Annotated in this window: 11 protein-coding genes; 6 read left to right on the forward strand and 5 right to left on the reverse strand. The window is 40.5% G+C overall.

The genetic code is table 11. From position 1 onward, the window contains the following. Positions 1-22 precede the first annotated feature (22 nt). Positions 23-340, reverse strand: coding sequence for a DUF960 domain-containing protein (locus ACWPUA_RS02475; RefSeq protein ID WP_004251754.1), 318 nt, complete (start codon positions 338-340; stop codon positions 23-25). A gap of 204 nt (positions 341-544) precedes the next feature. On the opposite strand from ACWPUA_RS02475, the gene ccpA reads away from it, so the two are divergent. Then, positions 545-1,552 (forward strand): catabolite control protein A, encoded by a 1,008-nt coding sequence (ccpA, locus tag ACWPUA_RS02480; RefSeq protein WP_004251755.1) that lies wholly within the window; start codon positions 545-547, stop codon positions 1,550-1,552. Positions 1,553-1,590: 38 nt separating this feature from the next. Here ccpA and ACWPUA_RS02485 read toward each other — a convergent pair whose 3' ends face one another. Continuing rightward, entirely contained in the window at positions 1,591-2,553 is a 963-nt protein-coding gene (locus tag ACWPUA_RS02485; protein ID WP_006147873.1) for an asparaginase, read from the reverse strand. A 65-nt stretch (positions 2,554-2,618) separates the two neighbouring features. On the opposite strand from ACWPUA_RS02485, the gene ACWPUA_RS02490 reads away from it, so the two are divergent. Continuing rightward, complete coding sequence (locus ACWPUA_RS02490) at positions 2,619-4,010, forward strand: Cof-type HAD-IIB family hydrolase (RefSeq protein ID WP_320693805.1); 1,392 nt, start codon at positions 2,619-2,621, stop codon at positions 4,008-4,010. Positions 4,011-4,043: 33 nt separating this feature from the next. On the opposite strand, the gene ACWPUA_RS02495 is transcribed toward ACWPUA_RS02490, so the two are convergent. Next, positions 4,044-4,496: a universal stress protein gene (locus ACWPUA_RS02495; RefSeq protein WP_006155803.1), complete on the reverse strand. Its 453-nt coding sequence runs from the start codon at positions 4,494-4,496 to the stop codon at positions 4,044-4,046. 144 nt (positions 4,497-4,640) lie between these two features. Between ACWPUA_RS02495 and ACWPUA_RS02500 the strand changes: the two genes are divergently transcribed. The 3 genes from ACWPUA_RS02500 to ACWPUA_RS02510 all read left to right on the forward strand — a co-directional run bounded on the left by ACWPUA_RS02500 (position 4,641) and on the right by ACWPUA_RS02510 (position 6,200). Continuing rightward, a complete protein-coding gene (locus ACWPUA_RS02500; protein WP_454378909.1) occupies positions 4,641-5,480 on the forward strand; it encodes a metallophosphoesterase family protein in 840 nt (279 codons plus the stop codon). 70 nt (positions 5,481-5,550) lie between these two features. Continuing rightward, on the forward strand, positions 5,551-5,982 hold the full coding sequence (locus ACWPUA_RS02505; protein WP_223333726.1) for an Rrf2 family transcriptional regulator: 432 nt from the start codon (positions 5,551-5,553) through the stop codon (positions 5,980-5,982). Positions 5,983-6,056: 74 nt separating this feature from the next. After that, positions 6,057-6,200: a hypothetical protein gene (locus tag ACWPUA_RS02510; protein WP_223333853.1), complete on the forward strand. Its 144-nt coding sequence runs from the start codon at positions 6,057-6,059 to the stop codon at positions 6,198-6,200. A gap of 101 nt (positions 6,201-6,301) precedes the next feature. On the opposite strand, the gene ACWPUA_RS02515 is transcribed toward ACWPUA_RS02510, so the two are convergent. Both ACWPUA_RS02515 and ACWPUA_RS02520 read right to left on the reverse strand, forming a co-directional pair. Next, positions 6,302-10,039 carry a pullulanase gene (locus ACWPUA_RS02515; protein ID WP_454378913.1) on the reverse strand — a complete coding sequence of 1,246 codons (3,738 nt, stop codon included), beginning with the start codon at positions 10,037-10,039 and terminating at the stop codon, positions 6,302-6,304. Positions 10,040-10,257: 218 nt separating this feature from the next. Then, positions 10,258-10,836 carry a class I SAM-dependent DNA methyltransferase gene (locus ACWPUA_RS02520; protein WP_454378915.1) on the reverse strand — a complete coding sequence of 193 codons (579 nt, stop codon included), beginning with the start codon at positions 10,834-10,836 and terminating at the stop codon, positions 10,258-10,260. A 215-nt stretch (positions 10,837-11,051) separates the two neighbouring features. On the opposite strand from ACWPUA_RS02520, the gene recJ reads away from it, so the two are divergent. After that, positions 11,052-13,271, forward strand: coding sequence for a single-stranded-DNA-specific exonuclease RecJ (recJ, locus tag ACWPUA_RS02525; protein WP_454378917.1), 2,220 nt, complete (start codon positions 11,052-11,054; stop codon positions 13,269-13,271). Positions 13,272-13,278 lie beyond the last annotated feature (7 nt).

The raw sequence follows: 13,278 nt of genomic DNA on the forward strand, positions 1-13,278 counted from the left end.
TCTAGTCAGAAGGCTAGAGTTTTTAAAATAGGTCATTTTCTTCAGGTAGGAGGATGGTTTCCTTACCGTCCATATCCATAACAAGTACTTTCGGTGGGTACAATGGGTCAAAGGGATGATTGAAATCGAAGTCAATCGTAGTAGGTAGATGCTCACTTGAAAAACGGAAGGTGATGGAACCGTTACTGTTTAAGAGCTGAAATTCCAACTCATCTTCTAATTCAAAAACATGCTTTAAAAAATGATCAATAATGTACCAGATTGAGTCAATCACATCGTCTGGGAGATTGGTTACCACACCAAAGCTGGCACAACGTCTATGAGAATCCGTAAAAGCCATCCATGCCTCCTACTTAATTTTTTATTATCATACTGCAAACTGGCCTAAAAATCAAGAAAAGTAAACTGATTTCAGAAAATATGATTTTTGATACATTTTTTTCAAAGAAAGTTTATATATCCCTTGAAAATGCTTACAATTAGTGGTAAACTAGTAGTGGTGTAAACATGAAAACAAAATTTTCAACATTAGAAAGGAAACGGTATGAACACAGATGATACAGTAACAATTTATGACGTTGCCCGAGAAGCAGGAGTTTCAATGGCAACTGTCAGTCGTGTAGTCAATGGTAACAAGAATGTCAAAGAAAACACTCGTAAGAAAGTTCTAGAGGTGATTGATCGCCTAGACTATCGTCCAAATGCAGTAGCTCGTGGCTTGGCAAGCAAACGAACAACAACTGTTGGGGTTGTCATCCCAGATATCACTAACACGTATTTTGCTGCGCTAGCAAAAGGGATTGATGATATTGCAGAGATGTACAAGTATAACATCGTCCTTGCGAATAGTGATGAGGATGATGAAAAAGAAGTGGCAGTAGTGAATACACTCTTTTCAAAACAAGTTGATGGTATTATCTTTATGGGCTATCACTTGACAGAGAAAATTCGCTCAGAGTTTTCACGTTCACGTACCCCTGTAGTTCTTGCAGGAACAGTGGATGTAGAACACCAGCTTCCAAGTGTTAATATTGATTATAAGAATGCTACTGCGGATGCTGTTCGCCATTTGTTGAAGCGTAACAAAAAAATTGCCTTTGTGAGTGGCCCGTTGGTAGATGATATTAACGGTAAAATTCGCTTGGTTGGCTACAAAGAAGCTTTGAAAGCCGCAGGAGTCAACTATAGTGAAGGACTTGTATTTGAATCTAAATATCGCTATGATGATGGTTATGCTTTGGCAGAGCGCTTAGTTTCTTCAAAAGCAACTGCAGCGATTGTGACTGGTGATGAATTGGCAGCTGGTCTCTTGAACGGCTTGGCTGATCATGGAGTTTCAGTCCCAGAAGACTTTGAAATCATTACGAGTGATGATTCTCAAATCGCACGCTTTACTCGACCAAGCCTTACAACTATCGCACAACCCCTGTATGATTTAGGTGCGATTAGTATGCGTATGTTGACTAAAATTATGCATAAGGAAGAATTGGAGGAACGTGAAGTCCTTCTCCCTCACGGTTTGACAGAACGCAAATCAACTCGCAAAAAGTAATGAAAAACCAGGAATCTAGCTGATTTCCTGGTTTTTTATTATCCTTCCATATATGTTTGGAGTTGTTCGCCCTTAAGTCCAGCATTGATTGCGATAAGAAGCTTCAGTCGTGCTTTTTGAGCGTTTAGTTCTTTAACAAAATATACACCATCATTCTGAAGACAAACACCACCGCCTTCGTAGGCGTAAACAGGTTCTGCAATCCCATTGAAACAACGTGAGACTAGTGCAATAGGAAGTCCTGCTTGACTGAGAGACTTTAATTTTTCAGCTGTTTCCTTTGGTACATTTCCAGCGCCAAAAGCCTGAATAATTAATCCATCTAGTTGGTCAACAGGAAGTAAATCGAGAAGTTCATCGGTCATGCCCGCATAAACAGGGATAATAGGGACCAACCCTTGAATGCTCTCAAGGTCAAAACGAACACGAGGTTCTGCCGTTTTGAAGTAGAGAATTTCCTGCTTCATAATGAGCCCGAGTGGTCCATGAGTTGGTGTTTGAAAGGTACTAACGTTAGTAGTATGCGTTTTTGTGACATATTTGGCGGCGTGAATTTCATCGTTCATAACGACCAACACACCCTTATCTGCAGCCTTGTCATCACTGGCCACACGTAAGGCGCTAAGATAGTTGTAGACACCATCACTTCCCAGTTCATTGGAAGATCTCATGGCACCTGTCAGGACGATAGGCATATGAGGTACCTCCATGGTGTCGAGGAAATAAGCCGTTTCTTCTAGTGTATCTGTCCCATGTGTAATGACAACACCATCATAGGACGATGCCTCTTGTTTAATTTTATGGTAGAGGGCTAACATATGCTTAGGCTTGATGTGTGGACTAGGCAAATTTAAAAAATCCAAGGAATGGACTTCGATACCTTCGAGAGGATTAGAGATATGATTCATAGGGTTATCAGCACTAGTCCTTACAGCTCCAGATTCATCTGCCTGCATGGAGATAGTGCCACCAGTATGTAAAACAAGGATTTTCTTAGTCATGATTCACTCACTTTTTCTGAAATGTGGTATAATCATTGTATCATAAAAGAAAGGAATGAGATAGAATGGAAGTCAAAGCTGTGTTTTTTGATATTGATGGAACGCTTGTAAATGACAGTAAGAGTGTTTTGAAGTCCACTAAGGAAGCTATCAAGATTGTGAAAGAACAAGGGGTGCTTGTTGGGGTGGCAACAGGGCGAGGACCTTTTTTTGTTAAGGATTTGATGGATGATTTGGATCTGGATTTTGCAGTGACCTACAATGGCCAATATATCTTTAACAAAGATCGTGTTCTTTTTGCTAGCCCTATTGATAAGAGAAGCCTCAGACAAATCATCTCTTATGCTAAGAAAAATCGAAAAGAGATTGCCATGGGAACGAGACAAGACGTTGTCGGTTCTCGGATTATGTCCTTTGGACTCAGCCCTCTTTCACAGCTAGTTAGTCGATTTGTACCTAAATTTTTGACTCGTACTGTTAGTCATTCCTTTAATCGTATGGTCAGTAAGGCCCTTCCTCAGAAGGAAGATGATTTGTTGGACTTAATTAATCAGCCGATCTATCAGGTGCTTATGTTGATGACGCCTGAGGAGACAAACCATGCTGCTGAAGTATTAAATCATTTGAAATTTACCAGAAGTAATCCATTCGCGGCCGATATTATCAATCAAGGAAATTCTAAGTTAGAGGGTATCCGTCGTGTCGGGAAAGAGTATGGTTTTGATCTCAACCAAGTCATGGCTTTTGGAGACTCGGATAATGACTTGGAAATGTTGGCTGGTGTTGGGATGTCTGTTGCCATGGGAAATGGTAGTAGCAGCGTAAAAGAAGTTGCCAAGCATATTACTGCCAGCAACCAAAACGATGGGATTCACAAGGCTTTGGAATATTTTGGAGTTTTGTCTTCTGAAAAAGTCTTTGTCAGTCGTGACTATCATTTTAACAAGGTTAAAACCTTCCATCATATGATGGACGAGCGAACTCAAGAAGAACCAATAGCTTGGGATTTGCAAGGGGCAACTTATCGCGCCGGCTTTAAGATTGAAGAGTTAGTTGAATTTGTCCGTGCTGCAAGCAATTCTGAAGAGGAATTTCAACAAGCTGTACAAGATTTGCACCAGGCGCTTGATGTATCAGCAGATAAAGTTTCTCAAAAAATACCGGCTGAAAGTACTTTGGTTGGACAAGTCGATGCCTTGATTGACACCCTCTATTTTACATATGGTAGTTTTGTACTGATGGGAGTGGACCCAGAGCGGATATTCGAGATTGTCCATCAGGCAAACATGGGTAAAATATTCCCAGATGGCAAGGCACAGTTTGATCCTGTTACTCACAAGATACTTAAGCCAGAAGGCTGGGAGGAGAAGTATGCTCCAGAACCAGCTATCAAGAAGGAACTTGAGCGTCAGATTAGAGCTTATGAACGTCATAAAGAAAGAAAAAATAAACAATAAAAAGGAGCGCATTGGCTCCTTTTTTTAGTCTAATTATAAAGTTTTATCCTTGTCTCGGACGACGAGAAGGTCAACGCTTGTATGGCGAAGGATATACTCAGATGAAGATCCGACAAGTAAACGTTCGAAGGCGTTAAGCCCTGTTGCTCCAACCAAAATCAAATCAACGTGTTCTTGGTCAGGGATTGTTTTAGCCAAAAGAGTTTTAGGATTTCCCATTTCGATGACAACTTGAATATCTTTAAGACCAGCGTCTCTTGCACGCTTTTCATATTCTGCCATCAACTCTTGTGCCTCGACTTGTAACTCTTCGTAAACTTCTGCATCGAATGTTGAAATGCTTTGAAGAGCACGAGTATCGATTACATGCGCAATGGTTAATTTAGCCTGGTTACGTAATGCTGACTGAACTCCTTTGATAAAAGCCAAATCAGCTTCTTTAGAACCGTCGACTGCTACCATGATGTTTTCGTAACGTTGTGTCATAGCAAAAACCTCCTCATTTCTTATCACCTTCATTGTAATCCTTTTCACTAAAAAAGTAAAGTAAAAAATGATAGCAAACAAGATGCTTTTGACTTTGGTTTTGAGAGTGTTATAATTAAAGGATAGAAGGCAAGAGGGGATCATATGACAAAAATTGCGGTACTTTCAGATATCCATGGAAATACAAGAGCACTGGAAGCTGTTTTAGCAGATGCAGAGAAGGCAGGCGCTGAGGAATATTGGCTTTTGGGAGATATTCTCATGCCTGGGACAGGACGAAAAAATATTCTTCAACGATTAGAGAACTTGCCGATTACGATTCGAGTTCTGGGAAATTGGGAAGAGAGTTTATGGCGAGCTGCTCATCGAAAATTAGATACAAGTAGACCTAGCCATCGCTATCTCTTGCGCCAATGTCAGTATATTATGGAAGAAATTAGTCTAGATGAGATTGAAGCTCTACAGGCATTTCCTATGCACACACACCGCCAGTTTGGAAATCTGAAGGTAGGGATAAGTCATCATTTGCCGGATAAAAATTGGGGAAGAGAACTGATCCATCTTGGCAAGCAGGAGGATTTTGACCGTTTGGTAACCAATCCTGACTGTGATATTGCGATTTATGGGCATATTCACCAGCAATTTCTTCGCTATGGGAGTCAGGGACAACTCATTTTAAATCCAGGCTCAATTGGGCAACCCTTCTTTTTATCAGCAAGTCTACGTGAGGATTTGCGGGCGCAATATATGATTTTGGATTTTGATGACAAAGGCTTGAAGGATATAGATTTTCGTCGTGTTAATTATGATGTTGAGTCAGAATTACAATTGGCTAGAGATTTGAAATTGCCCTACTATGAGGTGTACTATGAAAGCTTAGTCAATGGAATTCACCATACCCATAATCAGGACTTGTTGCACGAAATCGCTCAGAGTCAAGGACATGATGTTGAATTGGACGACTGGCTTAGTCGTAACTCTTGACATTACAACTCTAGGAGATATAATAAATATAAGAGAAGAATGAGCTTGGTTGATAATAAAGGAGGACTGCATGCAAATTTCAAGCCGATTTACCATTGCGACACATATGTTGGTAATCATTGCCCTAAAAGGGAAGGAAAGCAAGGTGACTAGTGATTTTCTAGCTAGTAGTGTTGGAGTCAATCCTGTTATTATCCGAAAAACTTTGTCCCAACTGAAAAAAGCAGAATTGATTTCCGTCGCGCGTGGAACCGGAGGGGCAGAGATTATCAAAAATCTTGAGGATATTAGTCTTTTAGATATTTATCAAGCGGTGGAATGCCTTGGAAAGACTGGACAACTCTTTAGTTTCCATGATAATCCTAATCCTGACTGTCCAGTAGGAGCTAACATCCATGGGGTTTTAGATGAAAAGTTAGATAAAATTCAAGAAGCCATGGAAGAAGAATTAAGCCAAACCAGTCTTGCTCAAGTGGTGGCAGATGCAGAAGCAAGGATTTAAAGTTAAGAGGAATTTAGTTCCTCTTTTTATTTTTGCTAATTATGATGAAATGTAATTAGATAAAGGAGAAGAAGATGTATCTTGTTATAGGGATTGTATCAGCCTTTATCCGTGAATTTGTAGCTCTATGCGTGAAATTGAAGTGGCTTTGTATGTTCTTCTACGGATTATTATTCCTAGCTCTTCTTTTATCCTATAAGGGAATACTTTGGTCATAAAAGTCTCTATTTTAACTCGCTCATGTAAAAAAGCAAGAATTTTTAATTCTTGCTTTTTTATTAATTATTTGTGACGTGCTGTTTTATTGAAGTCTATAGCCCTATTTTTCCTCTTTTTTCTTTAGGAAGCTTCCAAGTCCAAGAAGGGACAGAATGCTGAATCCAGCAAGAGCAAGAGGTGATTTGTTTTCAGTTCCTGTGTTTGGAAGGACTTTTTGAGAAAGAGCCTCTACAACAGTTTCTTGAGTTTCAGGATTTACAGCTAGGTTTTGGGCCTGATTTTGTTCTACTTTCAAGCTAGAAAGATCAAATTCTGGCTTTTCTTCAACAGCTGGAGCGACAATGGCACCACCTTGAGACAAGCGGAGAACGACAGCAGTGAGAGCGTTCAATTGCAAGCCTTTTTCAGTCCATTCGAGACCTTGCGGGTTGGCAATTCCTACTGGTCCTGCTTGGTTTTCATCAGCCAAGACTTCGGCCTTTCTCAAGTGGGCAAAGTCTCTTCCTAGAGTGAATTCACGTTCTTTATCGTCTGCATTGACAAAGACAGCGTAGATATCTCCATTTGGAGCAGTAATTTGGTAGCCGATGACCACGTCTTCTTTTTCAACACCATTTTGTCCTGGGACAGTAATGAGGCGGACACGCTCCTTGATATCTTGTAGACTCTTGAGTCGGAAGGCATCTGTAGATTGACGAAGGGCAATCAAACCTTTCATGTAGTCACGACTCTTGACATTTTCAGGATATGCTTTTTTATCTGTTGCCTTAGTCCAGTCAAACTTGTTGACAGCATCGCTAGAGTCATAAGAGTCATGGATGAAGTATGGATAGACAAATGGATTGCCGTCTTTATCACGCAACAAGTGGGACTTGTTTGGAACCTTATCCTCTGAAACAGGAGTTTTGTAGGCTGGGTCCAAGAATTGTTTGGTACGTCCGTATTCCTGACCAGAGTGGATAAATGGTGTTCCTTGTGCTGTTAAGACCATGAGGTTTCCAAGTCGCAAACGACGATGGATTTCCGCATAGTTTTCGGCCTTACTTGGGTCTTTTTTGATAGATTGGGCAATGATGTCAAAGAGGGTCAAGTTATCGTGGGCTGCGATATACTGAATAACATCTCCTGGGTTGTCCGCTTCAAAGTTGGTTGGTTGAGCAATGAGATTTTTAAAAATGGTATTGACATCACGTTTTCCACCTGTGATAAAGGCAGGCTGCCCTTCGTTTGGATAGCCAGACTTGAGGTTGTTGCGGATATCATCTGAAAATACAGCAACAGTATCTGTGTGTTTCATCCAATCCTGATCAGCAGGTTTGGTAGGCATGTTCTCGTCACCAGTGTAGGTTCTCCAGCCTTCACCTAACATGATAAGGTTTGGATTGAGGGCGCGTGCAGCCTTGTAAGCTTCTTCGATTGAAGCCGCATCATGATCTCCCATCATATCGAAACGGAAACCATCCACTTTGTAGGTGTCAACCAGATACTTGATAGAGTCTACCAAGACACGTTTAGACATGTAGTGGGTTGTCCCTAAACGACCACCACCAAAGCTAGTACGTGGCGAACCATCAGAATCCATGAAGTGATAGTAGTTTGGCTCAATATCCTCAAAAATGTCAACATTGGCAGTATGGTTGTAAACTACGTCTAAGATAGCACCCATGCCACGTTTATGAATCTCGTTGACGAGGTTTTTAAATTCTGCGATACGTTTTTCTGGGTCCTTAGGATTACTTGAGTACATACCAGTCAAAGAGAAGTAGTTTTGAGGATCATAACCCCAGTTGTAGTTACTGTTGCTTGAAGCATAGGCAGACAAACGTTCTTGGTTTTTCAATTCATTAACATAATAGTAAGACAAGACTGGGAGGAGTTGGATATGAGTAACCCCTAGATCTTTGAGATAATCGAGCTTCTCGATAAAGGCTTCAAAGGTACCAAATGGTTTAGTCAAATCTTTTGCGATGGCAGGATCTGAAGTGAAGTCGCGAACATGAGCTTCATAGATGACGGCATCTTCACGCGATTTGAAGTTGCGAATCTTACCATAAGTCAAGTTTTGCGGACCTAGTTTTGATGGGTCCACAAAGGCAGCTTTAGCTACTTTATGGGCAGGGTCTGTTTTTGCTAGATCACTATTCCAAGCCGCTAATGATTTGGCATAAGGGTCAAGAACGAGGACAGTTTTACCTTGGCGTTCGATTTGGTAGTGGTAGTAGTAGCCAGTGTAGTTGCTGATGCCAAGTCCTGAATTCTCATCCAAGGTTTGGTTCCAAGTTCCTTTTTCTCCCTTTTTAAGATCGACGGTTCCAACAACTTTTTCAGGGTCCTTCTTGTCATAGACGACAACGGAAACCTTATCAGCACTTGGAGACCAGAGAGTCAAATCAACACGTTTGCCATCTTCTTTAAGAGTTGCACCGAGTGGGCCATCGTAACTATAAGTCTCGTCTTTGAGACGCCAGCTAGAACGTGTGGTAAATCGGTCTGAATTGTAGCTGACAGTGTAAGGGTTTTGAGTGTCAGAGAAGTCACCGATGTAGGTTACTTTCTTTCCAGCTTCATCCACTTCCACGTCTGTGATAGTTACTTTATTTCCTTGATAATCAGTGATGCCGGAGTGTTTGAGGATATCGTCTTTCTTGGCTCCAACTAGGGTAGAAAAGCTGCTTTCGATACGAGATTTTGCCACGTGTTGGGCACCAGTCATGCGGATATCGTGCACATAGTAGGGGTTGGTGTAGATGGTTTCGTCATCATCTTTGAGGAAAATCTGACTGTGATTTTTTAGATCAGTGAATTTATAATCTTCTTTTCTGATTTTCACATCATCGCCTTTCTTGCTTTCGTCCAGTAATAAAAATCCAAATTCTCTAGCAGCTTCATTGAGTGGGATATCAATGTAACGGCCATATTTTCCAGTTGCGGTAAAGTCAGTACCGTCAGGCCATTCTCCACTGCTTGGCTTTTTGACATCTCCCCAATACCAGAGTGATTTTTTATCGTAATTTCCATCGGTGCGGAAATAGTTGACGCGAACAGTTCCAGCTGGTTGAGGTTGATAGTTGTATACTTTGTAGCTTTCATCTAGCCAGGCTTCATTCATCTTTGGAGAAAGAAGCTCTACCGAACGGTCTCCAGTAAGGTTATCACCTTTGCTATTATTGATGAGGAAGCTGACTTTCTTGGCTTGTTCGTTTTTGAGTTTGACATCCAGGTAATAGCCGTAGTCGTCTTTCTTGGCATCTTTGAAGGACTGGGCTCCATTTGGCCAATTTTCAGATGGTTTTTCGACATCGTCCCAGGTCCAAAGACCTTGAGAATCCTTAGTTTCTTCTGGGAGTTTTTTTACATGGATACGGAAGTAGTTGTCTGCGATTGGAGTTTCAGAATTAGTTTCTACTTTTGTTTTTTCATCTGAAACTGGACTTGCAGCTACTTCAGTTTTTTTATCCTCTGAAGTTGTGGCTGGATCTTCTTTCTTTTCTACTTGATCACTAGAAGGATTGGTTGTAGCACCCTCAGCTTTAGCACTTTCAGTAGTTAAAGCTACTTCAGATTCTTTAGCCTTTTCTTCAGTTTTAAGGGAATCGTTTTCATTGTTTTGGCCAGAAACAGGACTTGGAGTTGGCATAGAATCTGTATCTACAGGGTTAACGGTAACAGCGCTTACATTTTCTCTAGTGCTTGATAAATTCTCATCTGCAGCAACATGAGGAGTTGCAAGAGCTAGTAGGATAAAGCTCGCTCCGATAAGGACTGATCCTGTTCCGTTTTTCAAAGAACGGATACTATAAACCATTTTTTTCTCGCGTTGAGGGAATATGTTCTTCATCAATAGTCTCCTATAAATTTATTTTAAAATTAGTATAACACGGGGTAAAAAATTATGCAAGCGTTTTCTTAGATGTTTGTTTTATGGCAACAAGAAACTCTCCTTATTTTTTAAGGAGAGTTTTTATGATAGAGATTGTTGGAAAAAGTAGACAGAAAAGCTTGATGACTGAAGAAAAAATGAAGTAGAATTATTTCAGCGCTTGTTCTAAGAAGTGATTATCTTATCGCCGATGTGAGAAATAGTTGGGAAGGTTTATCAAGGAAAAGATGGTCGGAACTATAAAGTATTTGGGTCTGAATGTCTGAGAAGCCATGATTTTTAAGAGTCTCCTCAAGTTTCGAAATAATAAAACCATGGTTTTCTCCATCTGGTACGGTATAATCAGCGATAAATAGTTGTCCTCCGAGAGTCAAATGTTCCTTAAACATAGCTAGACTAGAATCAAGATTAGGCATGTGATGAAGAACACGACTAACGATAATGAGATCGAATGTTTGCTCTAATGGCTTAAGCACTAAGTCTTGTTGAATCAAGTGTAGATTTTTAAGTTTTTGGTTTTCAACCTTGATACGAGCTTGTTCCAGCATTCTTTCTGCGATGTCAACCAAGGTCACTGACTTGGCTTGTTTGGCTAGAGGAAGAGCGATAAGTCCAGTTCCTCCTCCAAAATCTAGGATTGATTTGGTAGATAGTCCAGAGACTTGTTGCTTGATCTCTGCATTTACAAGGTCTGCTAGAAATTGATTTTTGGGAGAATCGAAAAATTCTGCTCGATGATTAAAATGATGTTCCATGTCAATAGTGTAGCATAAAGAGAAGATGTTTTAAAATGTTGGCTATGTCTTGTTGGAAAGGGATAGAGTTATCGACTGGTGTATAGCTTTTAAACTTTGATGAGAACAGGAGTTTTTGGGGATTTTGATTGAAAGAGTTAAGAAAATAAAGAGGAGAAAAACTTGAAATCATGTTATAATAAAACGATAGAATCGTTAGAAAGAGTGGATGAATTTTGATTATTCCGACTTATAATTGGCAATTTGCACCTCAAGTTGAGGATGCGGATTTTACAAAAATCGCCAAGAAAGCTGGGCTAGGGCCTGAAGCTGCTCGTCTATTATTTAGCCGTGGTATTAAGGATGAAGATAGTTTGTCTCGTTTTTTGGCACCAAGTCTAGATGATTTACACGATCCCTATCTTCTCCACGATATGGACAAGGCAGTGAATCGCATTCGTCGTGCTATAGAGCAAGGTGAATTTATTCTCGTTTATGGAGACTACGATGCAGATGGGATGACATCAGCTTCTATCCTTAAAGAAACATTAGAACAATTAGGAGCCGAGTGCTTGGTCTATCTTCCTAATCGTTTTACAGATGGTTATGGTCCTAATGCCAGTGTTTACAAGTACTTCATTGAGCAACAAGGGATATCCTTGATTGTAACCGTAGATAATGGAGTTGCAGGCCATGAGGCTATTGACTTGGCTCAATCTATGGGAGTAGATGTTATTGTAACGGATCACCATTCTCTACCAGAGGTCTTACCAGATGCTCATGCAATCGTTCATCCGGAGCATCCTGAATCAGACTATCCTTTTAAACATTTAGCGGGTTGTGGAGTGGCTTTTAAACTAGCTTGCGCCCTCTTGGAAGAGGTGCAGGTTGAGTTGCTTGATTTGGTTGCTATTGGGACGATTGCAGACATGGTCAGCTTGACAGATGAAAATCGAATCATGGTTCAGTACGGTTTAGAAGTTTTGCGCAATACCCAAAGACTAGGCCTCCAAGAACTATTTGAAATAGCAGGGATTTCTAGTAGTGACCTTACAGAAGAGACGGTTGGTTTTCAGTTGGCACCTCGCTTGAATGCCCTAGGGCGCTTGGATGATCCTAATCCTGCTATTGAGTTACTAACTGGCTTTGATGATGAAGAGGTGCGTGAGATTGCCCTCATGATTCAAGATAAAAATGAAGAACGTAAGGAAATTGTTCAGGCTATTTATGAAGAAGCTAAAAGCTTGGTAGACCCTAACAAAAGTGTTCAAGTTTTAGCCAAAGAAGGTTGGAACCCAGGAGTGCTTGGGATTGTAGCTGGTCGCTTGTTGGAAGAATTAGGGCAGACAGTTATTGTTCTGAATATTGAAGATGGCCGTGCCAAGGGGAGTGCTCGAAGTATTGAAGCAGTCGATATCTTTGAAGCCTTGAATCCGCATCGGGAACTTTTTATCGCCTTTGGTGGGCATGCAGGCGCTGCAGGTATGACACTTGAAGCGGAACAGCTAGACACCTTGTCGGAAATTTTAGAAACCTATGTAAAAGACAAAGGGATAGATGCCAAGGGCAAGAATACATTATATCTAGATGAAGAATTAGATTTGGAAAGCCTAAGTTTAGAGACGGTTAAAAGCTTTGAACGATTAGCTCCTTTTGGAATGGATAACCAAAAACCTGTTTTTTATATTCGAGATTTTCAAGTTGAAAATGCTCGTTCTATGGGAGCGGGAGATAGTCATCTAAAATTGAAGATTTCCAAAGGGACCGCGAGCTTTGAGGTAGTAGCTTTTGGCCAAGGATCAAAGGCTACAGAGTTTTCTCAGGTAAAACAACTGGAATTGGCAGTTACCCTTTCTGTTAACCAATGGAATGGGCAAACAACCCTCCAGTTGATGATGGTAGATGCCCGTGTGGACGGTGTTCAACTTTTTAACATCCGTAGTAAGAGTGTAGAGCTACCAGCGGGAGTGCCTATCCTAGATTTCACCAGTGATTTACCAGAAATGCTTTCTAGCCCAGCAATCGTTGTAAAAAATATTCCCGAGGATCTCAGTCTTCTCAAACAAGTGTTGCAAGAACAGGAATTCTCTGCTATTTACTTTAAAAATGATATCGCTAAAGCATACTACTTGACAGGTTATGGTACAAGAGAGCAATTCGCTAAGCTTTATAAGACAATCTACCAGTTCCCAGAATTTGATATTCGTTATAAGCTCAAGGACTTATCAGCTTATTTGAAGATAGAACAGATTTTGCTAGTCAAAATGATTCAGATTTTTGAAGAACTTGGTTTTGTCACAATTGAGAATGGTGTAATGAAAGTAAATAAAGATGCTGATAAACGGGACATCGCTGAAAGTCAGATTTATCAAAATCTCAAACAAACTGTTAAAAATCAAGAAATGATGGCACTAGGTACGGTGCAGGAAATCTATGACTTTTTAATGGAAAAATAGAAGAAAA

The organism is Streptococcus sp. Marseille-Q6504 (assembly GCF_965111625.1).

What these genes read in the sequence shown, in the direction of transcription:
- ACWPUA_RS02495 (WP_006155803.1), bottom strand. Translation starts at nt 4,496, where the DNA reads ATGACACAACGTTACGAAAACATCATGGTAGCAGTCGACGGTTCTAAA.
- ACWPUA_RS02505 (WP_223333726.1), top strand. Translation starts at nt 5,551, where the DNA reads ATGCAAATTTCAAGCCGATTTACCATTGCGACACATATGTTGGTAATC.
- ACWPUA_RS02475 (WP_004251754.1), bottom strand. Translation starts at nt 340, where the DNA reads ATGGCTTTTACGGATTCTCATAGACGTTGTGCCAGCTTTGGTGTGGTA.
- ACWPUA_RS02520 (WP_454378915.1), bottom strand. Translation starts at nt 10,836, where the DNA reads ATGGAACATCATTTTAATCATCGAGCAGAATTTTTCGATTCTCCCAAA.
- ACWPUA_RS02515 (WP_454378913.1), bottom strand. Translation starts at nt 10,039, where the DNA reads ATGAAGAACATATTCCCTCAACGCGAGAAAAAAATGGTTTATAGTATC.
- ccpA (WP_004251755.1), top strand. Translation starts at nt 545, where the DNA reads ATGAACACAGATGATACAGTAACAATTTATGACGTTGCCCGAGAAGCA.
- ACWPUA_RS02490 (WP_320693805.1), top strand. Translation starts at nt 2,619, where the DNA reads ATGGAAGTCAAAGCTGTGTTTTTTGATATTGATGGAACGCTTGTAAAT.
- ACWPUA_RS02500 (WP_454378909.1), top strand. Translation starts at nt 4,641, where the DNA reads ATGACAAAAATTGCGGTACTTTCAGATATCCATGGAAATACAAGAGCA.
- ACWPUA_RS02485 (WP_006147873.1), bottom strand. Translation starts at nt 2,553, where the DNA reads ATGACTAAGAAAATCCTTGTTTTACATACTGGTGGCACTATCTCCATG.
- ACWPUA_RS02510 (WP_223333853.1), top strand. Translation starts at nt 6,057, where the DNA reads ATGTATCTTGTTATAGGGATTGTATCAGCCTTTATCCGTGAATTTGTA.